This is a genomic window from uncultured Oceanisphaera sp. (assembly GCF_947495715.1).
GTDB lineage: Bacteria > Pseudomonadota > Gammaproteobacteria > Enterobacterales > Aeromonadaceae > Oceanimonas > Oceanimonas sediminis.
Window position 1 is genome coordinate 71,469 of record NZ_CANLZU010000015.1, and the last position, 15,161, is coordinate 86,629.

At 58.6% G+C, this 15,161-nt stretch carries 12 protein-coding genes; 11 read left to right on the forward strand and 1 reads right to left on the reverse strand.

Translation table 11 applies throughout. From position 1 onward, the window contains the following. Position 1 precedes the first annotated feature (1 nt). From Q0753_RS10860 to fbp, 6 genes are all read left to right on the forward strand, one after another. On the forward strand, positions 2-2,221 hold the full coding sequence (locus Q0753_RS10860) for a DNA internalization-related competence protein ComEC/Rec2 (protein WP_298720486.1): 2,220 nt from the start codon (positions 2-4) through the stop codon (positions 2,219-2,221). 27 nt (positions 2,222-2,248) lie between these two features. Next, positions 2,249-4,000: a lipid A ABC transporter ATP-binding protein/permease MsbA gene (gene msbA, locus Q0753_RS10865; RefSeq protein ID WP_298720489.1), complete on the forward strand. Its 1,752-nt coding sequence runs from the start codon at positions 2,249-2,251 to the stop codon at positions 3,998-4,000. Continuing rightward, positions 4,000-4,965 (forward strand): tetraacyldisaccharide 4'-kinase, encoded by a 966-nt coding sequence (gene lpxK / locus Q0753_RS10870; RefSeq protein WP_298720492.1) that lies wholly within the window; start codon positions 4,000-4,002, stop codon positions 4,963-4,965. The genes msbA and lpxK overlap by 1 nt, the downstream gene beginning before the upstream one ends. Continuing rightward, on the forward strand, positions 4,955-5,143 hold the full coding sequence (locus Q0753_RS10875; protein WP_298720494.1) for a Trm112 family protein: 189 nt from the start codon (positions 4,955-4,957) through the stop codon (positions 5,141-5,143). The genes lpxK and Q0753_RS10875 overlap by 11 nt, the downstream gene beginning before the upstream one ends. Continuing rightward, positions 5,140-5,889: a 3-deoxy-manno-octulosonate cytidylyltransferase gene (gene kdsB / locus Q0753_RS10880; protein ID WP_298720497.1), complete on the forward strand. Its 750-nt coding sequence runs from the start codon at positions 5,140-5,142 to the stop codon at positions 5,887-5,889. The genes Q0753_RS10875 and kdsB overlap by 4 nt, the downstream gene beginning before the upstream one ends. Positions 5,890-5,999: 110 nt before the next feature. After that, positions 6,000-7,010: a class 1 fructose-bisphosphatase gene (fbp, locus tag Q0753_RS10885; protein ID WP_298720500.1), complete on the forward strand. Its 1,011-nt coding sequence runs from the start codon at positions 6,000-6,002 to the stop codon at positions 7,008-7,010. Positions 7,011-7,323: 313 nt separating this feature from the next. Here the strand turns inward: fbp and Q0753_RS10890 are convergent, their stop codons facing one another. Next, entirely contained in the window at positions 7,324-8,610 is a 1,287-nt protein-coding gene (locus Q0753_RS10890) for a citrate synthase (protein WP_298720502.1), read from the reverse strand. A gap of 406 nt (positions 8,611-9,016) precedes the next feature. Between Q0753_RS10890 and sdhC the strand changes: the two genes are divergently transcribed. The 5 genes from sdhC (at position 9,017) to sucA (ending at position 15,153) form a co-directional block, all read left to right on the forward strand. Further along, complete coding sequence (gene sdhC, locus Q0753_RS10895; protein WP_344964536.1) at positions 9,017-9,406, forward strand: succinate dehydrogenase cytochrome b556 subunit; 390 nt, start codon at positions 9,017-9,019, stop codon at positions 9,404-9,406. After that, positions 9,400-9,744: a succinate dehydrogenase, hydrophobic membrane anchor protein gene (gene sdhD, locus Q0753_RS10900; protein ID WP_298720508.1), complete on the forward strand. Its 345-nt coding sequence runs from the start codon at positions 9,400-9,402 to the stop codon at positions 9,742-9,744. Before sdhC ends, sdhD begins: the two co-directional genes overlap by 7 nt. Position 9,745: 1 nt before the next feature. Further along, positions 9,746-11,512: a succinate dehydrogenase flavoprotein subunit gene (sdhA, locus tag Q0753_RS10905; RefSeq protein ID WP_298720511.1), complete on the forward strand. Its 1,767-nt coding sequence runs from the start codon at positions 9,746-9,748 to the stop codon at positions 11,510-11,512. Positions 11,513-11,527: 15 nt separating this feature from the next. Continuing rightward, complete coding sequence (locus Q0753_RS10910; protein ID WP_298720516.1) at positions 11,528-12,244, forward strand: succinate dehydrogenase iron-sulfur subunit; 717 nt, start codon at positions 11,528-11,530, stop codon at positions 12,242-12,244. Between the two features lie 95 nt (positions 12,245-12,339). After that, on the forward strand, positions 12,340-15,153 hold the full coding sequence (gene sucA, locus Q0753_RS10915) for a 2-oxoglutarate dehydrogenase E1 component (RefSeq protein WP_298720519.1): 2,814 nt from the start codon (positions 12,340-12,342) through the stop codon (positions 15,151-15,153). The last annotated feature ends 8 nt before the right edge of the window (positions 15,154-15,161 follow it).

The following is a 15,161-nucleotide window of genomic DNA, read 5'->3' on the forward strand; positions in this document are numbered from 1 at the left end:
GATGGATAAGCGGCTGTTCTTTTTCTGCTTCGGCATCTCAACCATCATGGTCTGGCCCTGGCTCCCCGCCTGGGACTGGTGGTTGCCACTGGCTTGTCTGGGCTGCCTGTGTTGGCGGCCAAGGCCGGCCGTGGCCTGTCTGTTGTTCGGTTTGGTCTGGGCGTTGTGTTACAGCCATTGGCAATTGACCTGGCTGCACTCACCGGACTTGTTTCAGCGTAGCCAGTTGATCGCCGGCACGGTAGAGCGTGTTCAGCACCGGGAGTCTGGTGCAAGCAGGCTGATTGTCAGTCTGAAAAGCCTGAATGGTCAAGTACTTTCCCCCCGGCCAAGGGTGTTGTTGTCCTGGTATGGACAGAGCGAACCTCCGGCCGTCGGCGATAAAATACAGTCTGTCAGTCGGTTACAACCTCCTCATGGTCTGCTTAATCCGGGTAGCTTCAACAGTGCGCGCTGGCTGCTGGGGCAGGGGATAACGGCGCGTGGTTACCTGACCGGTATCCTGGCGCATCGGGCCGCCGATGCCTCTCATCGTACCCGGCTGGTGCAGCATATCGCGGCCATGACCACCGACTTGCCCGCCCGACGCTGGCTGCTGGCCCTGAGTGTAGGGGATCGCAGCGGGCTGACCGATGCAGACTGGGATATGCTGCGTGGTCTGGGGGTAAGTCATCTGTTTGCCATCTCCGGTCTGCATATCGGCCTGGTGGCCGGGCTGGGGCTGCTGGTCGGCCGCCTGAGTGGCCATCGGCTGCCGGCGGCGACAGTGGCGGGAGCGCTGGCGCTGGGGTATGCCTGGCTGGCGGGGTTTTCGGTGCCCACCCAGCGGGCCTTGCTGATGTTGCTGTTGTGGCTGGGCCTGTTTTGCTGGGGGCGTTTCTGGAGCGGCCGCCGTCTGTTGTTGCTGACCATGACGTTGCTGCTGGCGGTCATGCCCTGGCTGGCGCTGGATCTGGGCTTCTGGCTGTCGGTGCTGGCGGTGGCCGCCCTGATGGTGAGTGCCGGCTGGCTGGGAGGGCGAAGCCTGTGGCGCTTGCAACTGGGGTTGAGTCTGCTGTTGCTGCCGTTGATTATGCTGTTTTTCGGCGGCATCAGCTGGCTGTCGTTGCCGATCAATATGCTGTTGATCCCGCTGTTTTCGCTGCTGCTGATCCCCTTGTTGTTGCTGGCCTGTGTGCTGGTGTTGCCGGTGCCGACCTTGGCCATGGTGGTGCTGATGTTGCTGAACGACCTGTTCGAGCCGTTAATGGCCGGCCTGCACTGGCTGAATGACAGCCTGTCGCCCTGGCAGACCCTGTCGGCCCGAGCCCAGGGGGGCTGGCTGTTGCTGTTTTTGTTGTCGTTCGGCCTGTTGCTGCCCAGGGCGCGCTGGCTGCTGGCGTTGGCCATGTATCTCATCTTGCTGCAACCCGATGTCATTGAACAAAAAAAACAGCCTCGCTGGGAGGTACGGATACTGGATGTGGGCCAGGGGCTTTCGGTACTGGTGACCCAGGGGGAGCGGGCATTGCTGTATGACACCGGCAACCGTTTTGACTCGGGTTTCAACATGGCCGATGGGGTGATACTGCCACTGCTGACCCGGCTGGGCATCGACGAGCTCGATTACCTGGTGATCAGCCACGACGACCGGGATCACAGCGGCAACCGTGACTATCTGGCCGCCAGTCTGCCGGTAAAACATCGGCGGGGAGCCTGGCCGGACGGGCAGCATTGTCGCGCCGGGCAGGTGGAGCCGTGGGGAGTATTGACACTGCGGATGCAGTGGCCGCTTACCCCGAGCGGCCATCGCAACAACGACTCCTGCGTGTTGCATATCGGGGATGGCACCCTGTCGTTGCTGCTGACCGGAGACATAGAGGCCCAGGCGGAGCGGGGCTTGCTGGCGACGGGGCAGTCGGTGGCGGCCCAGCTGCTGTTGAGCCCCCATCACGGCAGTCGCAGCTCGTCATCCGCGGCATTCAATCGGGCGGTGGCACCGGATTGGGTGGTGCATACGGCCGGTTTTGCCAACCGTTGGGGCTTTCCGTCTGCCGAGGTGATGGCCCGCTTCGAACAGCAAGGCGTGCCTCAGTTGATTACCGGCGAGCATGGCATGGTGCACCTGGTGGCGGACGGCCAACATTGGCGCCTGACCCGGTCCCGTCGCCCCGGCCCCTGGTATCAACGGCTTAATGGCTGGTTGACGACTGGCGGGAGCTCCGCTAAGTCGTTAGAATAGCGCCTCGTTTTTCAAGGCAGAGACTTTATGTCCCAAGATGACCACTCCTCTTCCTGGCCCGTGCTCAAACGGTTGCTGGGCTATGTGAAGGAGCGCAAGCTCGGTCTGGTGGCCGCCATTATCGGCATGGCGGGCTATGCGGCCGTTGATACCACCTTTGTCTATTCCATCAAACCGCTGATCGATGAGGGACTCACCGGTCAGGATCCCGACGTACTGAAATGGATGCCGTTGTTTGTTATCGGCATCGTGTTTCTGCGCGGCGTCTGTACCTTTTTGTCCGGCTATTGCATGGCCTGGGTCGGCAACCATGTGGTGATGTCGCTGCAGCAGCAGGTATTCAACAAGCTGATGACGATGCCGGTGGCGTTTTTCGATCGTAATAACAGCGGCAACCTGCTGTCCAAGGTGACCTACGATGCCTCTCAGGTGTCGTCGGCGGCCAGCTCGACCCTGGTAACCCTGGTGCGTGAAGGCGCCACCGTCATCGGCCTGCTGGGGCTGATGTTCTATCACTCCTGGCAATTGTCGCTGATTTTCTTCGTGGTCGGCCCCGTGGTCGGGGTCATGATAGCGGTGATCAGTCGTCGCTTCCGTCGCCTCAGTCGCGGCATGCAGGATGCCATGGGCAACATCACCAGCAGCACCGAGCAGATGCTGAAAGGCCATAAGGAAGTGCTGATGTTCAACGGTCAGCAGGTGGAGTCGGGTCGTTTTCAGCGGGTCAGCAATGCGGTACGCCAGCAGAACATGAAGATGGTGGCGGCAGACTCCATCGGCACGCCGCTGGTACAGGTGATTGCCTCCAGCGCCCTGGCCATTCTTTTGTATGTGTCCACCTTCGATAACATTCAGGATCAACTGACGCCGGGTACCTTTACCGTCATCGTCACCTCCATGATGATGCTGATGCGCCCGCTCAAGAGCCTGACCCAGGTCAACGCCGCGTATCAGCGCGGCATCGCCGCCTGTCAGAGCCTGTTCGGCCTGATCGACAGCGACGGTGAGAATGATACCGGTACCCGGTCACTGAAACGGGCCAAGGGTCTTATCGAATTCGATCGGGTCGGCTTTACCTATCCGACCAAGGAAAACCCGGCGCTGAAGGACGTGAGCTTCACGCTTGAACCGGGCAAGACCATCGCCCTGGTGGGGCGTTCCGGCTCCGGCAAGAGCACCATCGCCGGCCTGTTGACCCGCTTCTACGATATCGATGCCGGTGAAATCCGCCTCGACGGCGTGGATCTGCGCGAATACCGCTTGAGCGACCTGCGTCGCCAGTTTGCACTGGTGTCCCAGCAGGTGCATCTGTTCAACGACACCATCGCCAACAACATCGCCTATGCGGCCAAGGGCGAATACAGCCGGGAACAGATTATCGCGGCGGCGAAGGTGGCCTATGCGGATGAATTCATCGACAAGCTGGATCAGGGTTATGACACCATCATCGGTGAAAACGGTGCCAGCCTGTCCGGTGGTCAGCGCCAGCGTATCGCCATCGCCCGGGCTCTGCTGCGCAATGCGCCGCTGTTGATCCTGGACGAGGCGACCTCGGCGCTGGATACCGAGTCGGAACGTCATATTCAGGCGGCGCTGGATGCGCTGCGCAAAGACAGAACCGCGCTGGTGATTGCCCACCGTCTGTCCACCATCGAAAACGCCGACGAGATCCTGGTGATTGACGAAGGCCGGGTGGTGGAGCGGGGCTCTCACCTGGAGCTGCTCGAGCGTCAGGGCGTGTATGCCCAGCTCAGAAGCATTCAGTACGGCGAGGGCTGATGCAGGCCTGGTACCGGCCCCGCACCGGCTGGCTGTGGCTGCTGGCCCCCCTGAGCGCCTTGTTTGCGCTGATAAGCGGCCTGCGCCGCGGCTTGTTTCGGCGCGGGCTCAAGGCGGCGTATCGGGCACCGGTACCGGTAATCGTGGTCGGCAACCTGACCGTGGGCGGCAACGGCAAGACCCCCTTGGTGGTGTGGCTGGTGGAATGGCTGCGCCGGCAGGGCTATACCCCCGGGGTGATCAGCCGCGGTTACGGCGGCAAAGCCGAGCACTACCCCTTGTTGCTGGACGAAAACACCCGGCCCGAGCAGGCCGGCGACGAGCCGGTGCTTATTCATCGGCGCACCGGTTGCCCGGTGGTGGTTGGCCCCAAACGGGGAGAAGCGGCGGCGCTGCTGACCGCTCAGGCAGTGGATATCATCATCAGCGACGACGGTCTGCAGCATTACGCCCTGGCCCGTGATATCGAACTGGTGGTGGTGGATGGCAAGCGGCGCTTCGGTAACGGCCATCTGTTGCCGATGGGCCCATTGCGTGAGGGGGTATGGCGGCTGGACCGGGTAGACGCGATTATCAATAATGGTGGCCCGGTCGGTGCCGGAGAGTATCTGATGACGCTCGAACCCGGCGCCCTGCAACCAGTCAGTGGCCAACAGGGCGCTCCCGAGCCGGGATCGAATGTGCATGCCCTGGCGGGCATCGGTCATCCGCCACGTTTTTTTGCGACCCTGGAGCAGTTGGGCTTTATACTGGAGCAGCGGTTGGCACTGGCCGATCACCAGGCGGTGGTCTCCGAGCAACTTGTCGGCCTGCAGTCGGCACCCTTGCTGATCACCGAAAAAGATGCGGTCAAATGGCCGGGGGGGCATGATAATACCTGGTTTGTACCGGTGGATGCCCGATTGCCCGCCGATTTCGAACAATTGCTTTTAACTCGACTCAAGGAGCTAGCTCATGGCGATTGATGCCAAACTGGTGGAAATCATTGCCTGCCCGGTATGCAAGGGCAAGTTACAGCTGGATCGTCAGCATAACGAACTGGTGTGCCGTTTCGACCGGCTGGCCTATCCCATTACCGAGAACATTCCGGTACTGCTGGAAAGCCGCGCCCGTAAACTGAGCCTGGACGAGTTGCCCGCATGAGCTTCGTCGTGGTGATCCCCGCCCGTTTCAGTTCGACCCGTCTGCCGGGCAAGCCGCTGGCCGATATTCACGGCAAGCCGATGATTTTGCGGGTAGCCGAGCAGGCACAACGCAGTGGCGCCGGCCGGGTGGTGGTGGCCACCGACGATGTTCGCATTCGCGACGCGCTGGCAGCCAGCGGCGTCGAGGTCTGCATGACCGGCGCCCATCACGAGTCCGGCACCGAGCGCCTGGCCGAGGTGGTCGAGCTGCTGGGGCTGGCAGCGGATGATATCGTGGTGAATGTGCAGGGCGACGAGCCGTTGCTGCCGCCGGCGCTGGTGGATCAGGTCGCCGGCCTGCTGGCCGGCAGCGATGCGCCCATGGCGACCCTGGCCACTCCGCTTGAGCATGCGGCTCAGCTCACCGATCCCAATGTGGTCAAGGTGGTACAGAGTGAAGCCGGACGGGCGCTGTATTTCAGCCGTTCCGCCATTCCCTTCGACCGGGACGGCATGGCCGACGGCACGCCGGATGTGGGCCACTGCCGCCGGCATATCGGTATTTATGCCTACAGAGCCGGTTTTATTCGCCGTTATCTGGCCTTGCCGGTCAGCCCGCTGGAGCAGCTGGAAAAGCTGGAGCAGTTGCGGGTGCTCTGGCACGGCGAGTCGATAGCGTTGAGTGACGCCTGTGAAATACCGCCCTCGGGGGTGGATACCCCGGAGGATCTGGAGGAAGTACGTCGGCAACTGGCGGTTCGCTGACGCCGGATTCGGTTAGATCAGCAAAAAATTATGCAATAAAAGCGTTAACGGGGTACATTGCCCCGCAGTTATGGCGGCTAAGCGTCTCAAGAAAACGTTCGAGGAACTATATGATTACCCTGGGTGAATACATCATTAAGAATCAGGCTGAATACCCCAGCGCCAGCGGCGAGCTGTCGTCGCTGTTGTCGTCTATCCGTCGCGCCGCCAAGGTGGTGAACCGGGAAATCAACCGGGCCGGCCTGGTCACCGACATCATCGGTGGCAGCAACGGCAGTGAAAATGTGCAGGGTGAAACACAGCAGAAACTGGATGTGTTCGCCAATGACATATTTAAAGCGGCACTGGAAGCCCGTGGCGAAGTGTGCGGCATCGCGTCCGAAGAAGAAGACCATTATGTGGCCTTCGATGACAAGCGTCAGAGCAATGCCAAATACGTGGTGTTGATGGACCCGCTGGACGGCTCTTCCAACATCGATGTCAATGTGTCCATCGGCACCATTTTCTCCATTTACCGTCGCGTCAGCGCACCCGGTGAGCCGGTAAACATGGAAGACTTTCTGCAGCCGGGCGTGAATCAGGTCGCCGCCGGCTACGTGGTGTACGGCTCTTCCACCATGCTGGTCTACACCACCGGTAATGGCGTGCACGGCTTTACCTATGATCCGACCCTGGGCTCCTTCTGCCTGTCGCACGAAAATATTCGCATTCCCGAGCAGGGCACCATCTACTCCATCAACGAAGGCAACTACATCAAGTTTCCGGAAGGGGTGAAGAAGTACCTGAAGTTCTGTCAGGAAAAGGACGCAGACACCAAACGCCCCTACAGCTCGCGCTATATCGGCTCCCTGGTATCGGATTTCCATCGGAATATGCTCAAGGGCGGCATCTATATCTATCCGTCCGGCACCAGCAACCCCAATGGCAAGCTGCGGTTGCTGTATGAGTGTAACCCGCTGGCATTCATGGCCGAGCAGGCCGGTGGCAAGGCCACCGATGGTTTCCGTCGCATCATGGAAATCAAGCCGACCGAGCTGCACCAGCGCACCCCCTACTTTGTGGGCTCGAGCAAAATGGTCGACAAGGCCGGTGAACTGATGGCGCAATATTCCGCCGAGTAATGTAGGGTCGAATTTATTCGACCGTATCAAGCCGTGCAATAGTATGTGGTCCAATGAATTGGACCCTACAAAACACCGAGCCTGACAGGTTCGGTGTTTTGCTTTGTGCTGTATGAAAATATCGGCGGCGCCGGTACCAACATGCTGCACGGATGTAGGCACTGCTTTAGCTGTGCAATATCGCGCAGCGATATCCCTGGTGCACCAGAACCTGCTGCGCAGGTTTTCGCGGCTAAAGCGCGCGACTACAATAAAAAAAGGCCGGCATTTAATGCCGGCCTTTTGCTCGATTAGCGGTAACGCTTAACGGCGGTTATTTCTCGACCTGGGTCTTGAACTCGCGTTCGGGCGCGCCGGTGTACAGCTGACGCGGACGGCCGATTTTCTGCTTGCTGTCGGACATCATCTCGTTCCAGTGCGACATCCAGCCCACGGTACGTGCCAGGGCGAAGATCACGGTGAACATGGAGGTCGGAATACCGATGGCCTTCAGAATGATACCGGAGTAGAAATCGACGTTCGGGTACAGCTTGCGTTCGACGAAGTAGGGGTCGGACAGCGCGATACGTTCCAGCTCCATGGCCACGTCCAGCAGCGGATCCTCGATTTTGAGATCGTCCAGTACTTCGTGGCAGGTTTCGCGCATGACCTTGGCGCGCGGATCGAAGTTCTTGTACACCCGGTGGCCGAAGCCCATCAGACGGAAGGGGTCATCCTTGTCTTTGGCGCGTTCGATAAACTCGGGAATGCGATCCACGGAGCCGATTTCTTCCAGCATCATCAGACAGGCTTCGTTGGCACCGCCGTGAGCCGGTCCCCACAGCGAGGCAATGCCGGCCGCAATACAGGCGAAGGGGTTGGCACCACTGGAGCCGGACAGACGCACGGTCGAGGTAGAGGCATTCTGCTCGTGATCCGCATGCAGGGTAAAGATACGGTCCATGGCGCGCTCGACGATGGGGTTGACCTTGTAATCTTCACAGGGCACCGCAAACATCATCTGCAGGAAGTTGGCCGAATAACTCAGGTTGTTGCGCGGATACACAAACGGCTGACCGATGGAGTACTTGTACGCCATGGCAGAGATGGTCGGCATCTTGGCAATCAGGCGGTGGGCGGCAATTTCCCGGTGTTCTTGGTTGTTGATGTCCATCGGGTCGTGGTAGAACGCCGACAGACCGGCGATAACACCACAGACAATGGCCATGGGGTGCGCATCGCGGCGGTAGCCCTTGAAGAAGGACGACAACTGCTCGTGTACCATGGTGTGACGCATGATCAGGTGCTGAAACTGGTCAAACTGCTTGGCGGTCGGGGCTTCCCCGTACAGCAGCAGGTAGCAGACTTCGAGGTAGCTGGCGTTTTGTGCCAACTGATCGATGGGGTAACCGCGGTGCAGCAGTATGCCCTTGTCACCGTCGATATAGGTGATTTCGGACTGGCAGGATGCCGTCGCCATAAAACCGGGATCGTAGGTGAAGTATCCATGTGAGCCCAGCGAGCTGATATCGATCACATCGTAACCGGCTGTGCCCGAGGCGATTGGAAGCTCAATGGGTTCCTTGCCTGGCAAGTGTAGAGTGGCCTTTTGGTCAGCCATAGCACGTCTCCTTCGCGTTCTTATAATAGGTCCACGGATAGGCATTTTTACATAGATTAAAAAAATATCTAACTACTATTGCCTTCCATGGTGCGGGCATATTGAAAACAGAACCGGGGGGCAATGTCAATTTTACTCGTGTGGCTGACCACGGGTTGACGTCGTTGTGGGATCAACTTTACATATTTGATCATTGGCTCAGACCCTTCGTTGTAATTATTTTTCTCCTCCATATACTGGATTGCGAGGGTATATGGTGCAGTTTTGGATATTTTGCAAGTGCAATCGCTGGTGTTCTGAACGCCTTCGGGCATCCGGATTTCAGTATGCACTTTCTCTCAGATTTCCATTTCATATATCCGGGCTTTATCTGTTAAAACAATAACTAACGTGCTCAATGGAGCTAGTGGGCAAGACCGTGACTAAAAAACAGAGACCTGTAAACCTCGACCTACGGACTATTCGCCAACCTGTCGCTGCAATCGCATCAATCCTGCACCGGGTTTCCGGTGTCATCACGCTGTTCGCACTCGCCATCCTGCTGTGGCTGCTGAGTTACTCGCTTTCTTCCGAAGCCGGGTTCCAGGCAGTTGTGGATATTCTCGACGGTTTCTTCGTCGGCTTTATCCTCTGGGGTGTCCTGACTGCGCTGGCCTACCACATAGTGGGCGGCATTCGCCACCTCATTATGGACCTGGGCTACTGTGAAGAGCTGGAGTCGGGTGCGCTGAGTGCCAAGGTGGCGTTCGGTGTGACTATCGTGTTGTCATTGCTGGCGGGGGTAATGGTATGGTAACCAATTCTGCAACCTTTGGTCGCAGCGGCGTACATGATTTCATGTTGATGCGCGCCTCGGCCGTTGTTCTGACCTTATACACCCTTTACCTGGTGGGTTTTATCGCCTTTAACGACATCAGCTTTGATGTCTGGGCGGGCTTCTTCGACAAGACCTTTACCAAGGTGTTTACGCTACTGGCGCTGTTCAGCATGTTGATACATGGCTGGATTGGTGCCTGGCAGGTGCTGTCCGACTATGTCAAACCGGCCTTGTGGCGCGGTGTGGCCCAGTTTGGAGTAGTGGTGTTACTGCTGGTTTATGTATTGACCGGTATCGTCGTACTGTGGGGTGTATAAGGTGACTATTACAATTCGCGAATTCGACGCCGTGGTAATCGGCGCCGGCGGTGCAGGCATGCGTGCCGCACTACAAATAGCCGAATCCGGCAAGAGCTGTGCGCTGTTGTCCAAGGTATTTCCGACCCGTTCTCATACCGTATCCGCTCAGGGTGGCATCACGGTAGCGCTGGGCAATGCCCACGACGACAACTGGGAATGGCACATGTACGATACCGTCAAGGGCTCCGATTATATCGGTGATCAGGACGCGATTGAGTTTATGTGTCAGACCGGTCCCGAGGCCATCCTCGAGCTGGAAAAAATGGGTCTGCCCTTTTCTCGTTTCGACAACGGCAAGGTGTATCAGCGCCCCTTCGGTGGCCAGTCCAAGGCCTTCGGTGGCGAGCAGGCGGCGCGTACTGCCGCGGCGTCCGACCGTACCGGTCATGCCCTGCTGCATACCCTCTATCAGCAAAACGTCAAGCACAAGACTACCGTTTTTTCCGAATGGTATGCGCTGGATCTGGTGAAAAACCAGGACGGCGACGTGGTCGGCTGTACTGCCATCGATATCGAAAGCGGTGAGCTGGTGTACTTCAAGGCCAAGGCCACCATTCTGGCCACCGGCGGCGCCGGTCGTATCTTCCAGTCCACCACCAATGCCCATATCAACACCGGTGACGGCGTGGGCATGGCCCTGCGTGCCGGTGTGCCGGTGCAGGACATGGAAATGTGGCAGTTCCACCCCACCGGCATCGCCGGCGCGGGCACCCTGGTGACCGAAGGTTGCCGTGGTGAAGGCGGTTACCTGCTGAACAAGGACGGCGAGCGCTTCATGGAGCGTTATGCGCCCAACGCCAAGGATCTGGCCGGTCGTGACGTGGTTGCCCGTTCCATGATGATCGAGATCCGTGAAGGCCGCGGCTGCGATGGCCCCTGGGGTCCGCACCTGAAGCTGAAGCTGGATCACCTGGGCAAGGACGTACTCGAATCCCGTCTGCCCGGCATCTGCGAGCTGTCTCGTACTTTCGCCCACGTGGATCCGGTCAAAGAGCCGATTCCGGTTATTCCGACCTGTCACTACATGATGGGTGGTGTTCCGACCAATGTGAATGGCCAGGCGATGACCCTCGATGCCGATGGCAAGGACGTGCCGGTGAAAGGCCTGTTTGCGGTCGGCGAAATTGCCTGCGTATCGGTACACGGCGCCAACCGTCTGGGCGGCAACTCGTTGCTGGATCTGGTGGTATTCGGTCGTGCCGTGGGTCGTCACCTGACCGAAGCACTGAACGAGCTGACCGACATCAAAGACGCGACCGAGGCCGACATCGACGCGGCCATGGCCCGTTACAACCGTTGGGAAAACAATCGCGACGGTGAAGACCCGGTACAGATCAAGAAAGATCTGCAACAGTGCATGCAGCACAACTTCTCGGTATTCCGCGAAGGTGACGCCATGGCGTCCGGCCTGGCCGAGCTGAAAAAGATTCGTGAGCGACTCAAGAACGCCCGTCTGGATGACACCAGCAGCGACTTCAATACCCAGCGTATCGAATGTCTGGAGCTGGACAACCTGATGGAAACCGCTTATGCCACCGCGGTGGCCGCGAACTTCCGCACCGAAAGCCGTGGTGCTCACTCTCGTTTCGATTATCCGGAGCGTGATGACGAAAACTGGTTGTGCCATTCCCTGTACAGCCCTGAAACCGAGTCCATGAGCAGACGGTCCGTGAATATGTCACCGAATCATCGTGATGCATTCCCGCCGAAAGCGCGGACCTACTAAGGGGAGGGGGTAAAGATGCAAGTTACTATTTCAGTTTATCGTTATAACCCGGAAACCGATGCCAAGCCGTTCATGAAAGACTATCGGCTGGACGTTGCCGAAGGCTCCGACATGATGGTGCTGGATGCGCTGCTGGCATTGAAAGAGCAGGATCCGAGTTTGTCCTTCCGCCGCTCCTGCCGTGAAGGGGTCTGTGGCTCCGATGGCATGAACATGAATGGCAAGAACGGCCTGGCTTGTATTACGCCGCTGTCCGACTTGCTGGGCAAGGATAACAAGGTGGTGATCAGGCCACTGCCCGGCTTGCCGGTGGTGCGTGATCTGGTGATCGACATGAGCCAGTTCTACACCCAGTGGGAAAAGGTCAAACCGTTCCTGATTGCCGATGAAAAACTGCCACCGGCGCGTGAGCACATGCAATCACCGGAAGAGCGGGCCAAGCTGGACGGACTGTACGAGTGCATTCTGTGCGCCTGTTGTTCGACTTCCTGTCCGTCCTTCTGGTGGAACCCGGACAAGTTTATCGGTCCGGCCGGTTTGCTGGCCGCCTATCGCTGGTTGGCCGACAGCCGCGACACCGCCGCCGACGAACGCCTGTCCGAGCTGGATGACGCCTTCAGCGTGTTCCGTTGTCATGGCATCATGAACTGCGTGAATGTATGTCCCAAGGGCCTGAACCCCACCAAGGCCATTGGTCACATCAAGTCCATGCTGTTGAATCGGGCAGTTTAATCGTCCCCGCTAGATAATCCGCCGCCCGCAAGGGCGGCTTTGACTCGACGATCAGAACGACAGTAGCCCTGTCGAGACATTACAAAGGGATAAAGATGCACAATGGCGTAATGCAAGCCTGGCTGGATTCTTCTTACCTGGCCGGTGCCAATGCGACCTATGTAGAAGACCTTTATGAGGCTTATCTTGCCGATCCTGAGTCCGTTCCCGAGCAGTGGCAGACCGTATTCAACGGCCTGCCGGTGCCTGAAGAAAACGTACAGGATCAACCTCATTCTCAAGTAAGAGATTACTTCCGCCGCCTTGCCAAAGACACCTCCCGCTATGCCACTCCGGTCAGTGATCCCCACACTGACGCCAAGCAGGTCAAGGTGCTGCAGCTGATTAACGCCTATCGTTTTCGTGGCCATCAGAATGCCAACCTGGATCCGCTCGGGCTGTGGGATCGCAAGGTGGTGGCCGAGCTGGACCCGGCCTTTCACAACCTGACCGGTGCCGATCTGGACGCTACCTTCAACGTGGGTTCCTATGCCATCGGCCAGGAAACCATGAAGCTGAAGGATCTGGTGTCAGCATTGAAAAAAACCTACTGCGGCCCGGTCGGTGCCGAGTATATGCACATCACCAGTACCAGAGAGAAGCGCTGGATCCAGAGCCGTTTAGAGCCGATGGTGGGTGATCCCGGATTCAGTCAGGACGACAAGCTGCGCTTTCTGGACAGCCTGAACGCCGCCGAAGGCCTGGAAAAATATCTGGGTGCCAAGTTCCCCGGCGCCAAGCGTTTCTCCCTCGAAGGGGGTGATGCCCTGGTCCCGATGACCAAGGAACTGATCCGCCGTTTCGGTGAGAACGGTGGTCGGGAAGTGGTGATCGGCATGGCCCACCGTGGCCGTCTGAACATGCTGGTCAACGTGCTGGGCAAGCGCCCGCAAGACCTGTTTGATGCCTTTGCCGGCAAGTACGAAGTGCAAAGCTCGGGTGACGTGAAGTACCACATGGGCTTCAGCTCCGACTTCGAGACCCCGGGCGGTAACGTACACCTGGCGCTGGCCTTCAACCCCTCGCATCTGGAAATCGTCAACCCGGTGGTTATCGGTTCGGTGCGCGCGCGCATGGACCGTCTGTCCAACCCGGATGGCCGCAAGGTACTGCCGATTACCATTCACGGCGATTCGGCCTTTGCCGGTCAGGGTGTGGTGGCGGAAACCTTCAACATGTCGCTGACCCGGGGCTACGGCGTGGGCGGCACCGTGCGTATCGTCATCAACAACCAGGTTGGTTTTACCACCTCCAACCCGCGCGATACCCGCTCTACCGAGTACTGTACCGATATCGCCAAGATGGTGCAGGCGCCGATTTTCCACGTTAACGCGGATGATCCGGAAGCCGTGGTGCAGGTGACTCAGCTGGCATTGGATTATCGTAACGAATTTGGTCGCGATGTGGTGATCGATCTGGTGTGCTACCGCCGTCACGGTCACAACGAGGCCGATGAGCCGAGTGCGACCCAGCCGCTGATGTACCAGAAGATCAAGAAACACCCGACGCCGCGCAAGATTTATGCCGATCAATTGATTGGCAAGGGCACCATCTCGGCGGAAGACACCACCGTGATGATCAACGAATATCGTGATGCATTGGACAGCGGCGAGTGTGTGGTCAAGGAATGGCGACCGATGGAAAAACACTCCGTCGACTGGTCTCCCTACCTGGGTCACGAGTGGGATATGGAGTACGACTCCAATTATCCGCTCGATGCGCTGAAAGAGCTGGCCGAGCGGGTGACCGACTACCCCGAGAGCCATACCCTGCAGCGTCAGGTTGGCAAAATCTATGCCGATCGCAAGTTGATGGCCAAGGGCGAAAAGCTGGCCGACTGGGGCTTTGCCGAAGTACTGGCCTACGCCACCCTGTGTGACAACGGTTATGAAGTGCGTCTGACCGGTCAGGATTCCGGCCGCGGTACCTTCTTTCACCGGCATGCGGTGCTGCACAACCAGAACGATGCCAGCACCTATACCCCGCTGTGCCATCTGTCCGACAGTCAGGGCCAGTTTCAGGTGTACGACTCGGTGCTGAGTGAAGAAGCGGTGATGGCGTTTGAATACGGCTATGCCACCGCCGAGCCCGAGGGGCTGAACGTATGGGAAGCCCAGTTTGGTGACTTCGCCAACGGCGCCCAGGTGGTGATCGATCAGTTCCTGAGTTCCGGTGAGCAGAAGTGGGGCCGGATGTGCGGTCTTACCCTGTTGTTGCCCCATGGCTACGAAGGGCAGGGTCCGGAGCACTCCAGTGCGCGTCTGGAGCGTTATCTGCAACTGTGCGCCGAGCACAACATGCAGGTCTGTGTACCGACCACGCCGGCGCAGGTGTTCCACATGCTGCGTCGTCAGGTATTGCGCCCCATGCGTCGTCCGCTGGTGGTGATGACACCCAAGTCGTTGTTGCGTCATCCGCTGGCGGTTTCCGAGCTGGAAACCCTCGCCACCGGCTCTTTCCAGAACGCTATCGGCGAAATTGATGATCTGGATCCCAAAGGCGTCAAGCGTGTTGTTCTTTGTTCGGGCAAGGTGTATTACGATTTGCTTGAAACACGGCGCAAGCATGAACAAACGGATGTGGCCATTATTCGGATCGAGCAATTGTATCCGTTCCCTCAGGAAGAGGTTGCCGCGATTTTTGCCGACTACCAGCACGTAACCGAGTTCGTCTGGTGTCAGGAAGAGCCGCAAAACCAGGGCGCCTGGTATTGCAGCCAGCATCACTTCCGGGCCGCGATTCCGGCGGGCGCGAATCTGCGGTATGCAGGTCGCGAAGCCTCGGCATCGCCGGCAGTGGGCTACACCTCTGTTCACTTACAACAACAAAAAGCGCTGGTCGAAGACGCACTGACGCAGACCGAAGCATAACGCACAAA

Coding starts and splice junctions, on each gene's coding strand:
- Q0753_RS10860 (WP_298720486.1), top strand. CDS start 2: ATGGATAAGCGGCTGTTCTTTTTCTGCTTCGGCATCTCAACCATCATG.
- msbA (WP_298720489.1), top strand. CDS start 2,249: ATGTCCCAAGATGACCACTCCTCTTCCTGGCCCGTGCTCAAACGGTTG.
- lpxK (WP_298720492.1), top strand. CDS start 4,000: ATGCAGGCCTGGTACCGGCCCCGCACCGGCTGGCTGTGGCTGCTGGCC.
- Q0753_RS10875 (WP_298720494.1), top strand. CDS start 4,955: ATGGCGATTGATGCCAAACTGGTGGAAATCATTGCCTGCCCGGTATGC.
- kdsB (WP_298720497.1), top strand. CDS start 5,140: ATGAGCTTCGTCGTGGTGATCCCCGCCCGTTTCAGTTCGACCCGTCTG.
- fbp (WP_298720500.1), top strand. CDS start 6,000: ATGATTACCCTGGGTGAATACATCATTAAGAATCAGGCTGAATACCCC.
- Q0753_RS10890 (WP_298720502.1), bottom strand. CDS start 8,610: ATGGCTGACCAAAAGGCCACTCTACACTTGCCAGGCAAGGAACCCATT.
- sdhD (WP_298720508.1), top strand. CDS start 9,400: ATGGTAACCAATTCTGCAACCTTTGGTCGCAGCGGCGTACATGATTTC.
- Q0753_RS10910 (WP_298720516.1), top strand. CDS start 11,528: ATGCAAGTTACTATTTCAGTTTATCGTTATAACCCGGAAACCGATGCC.
- sucA (WP_298720519.1), top strand. CDS start 12,340: ATGCACAATGGCGTAATGCAAGCCTGGCTGGATTCTTCTTACCTGGCC.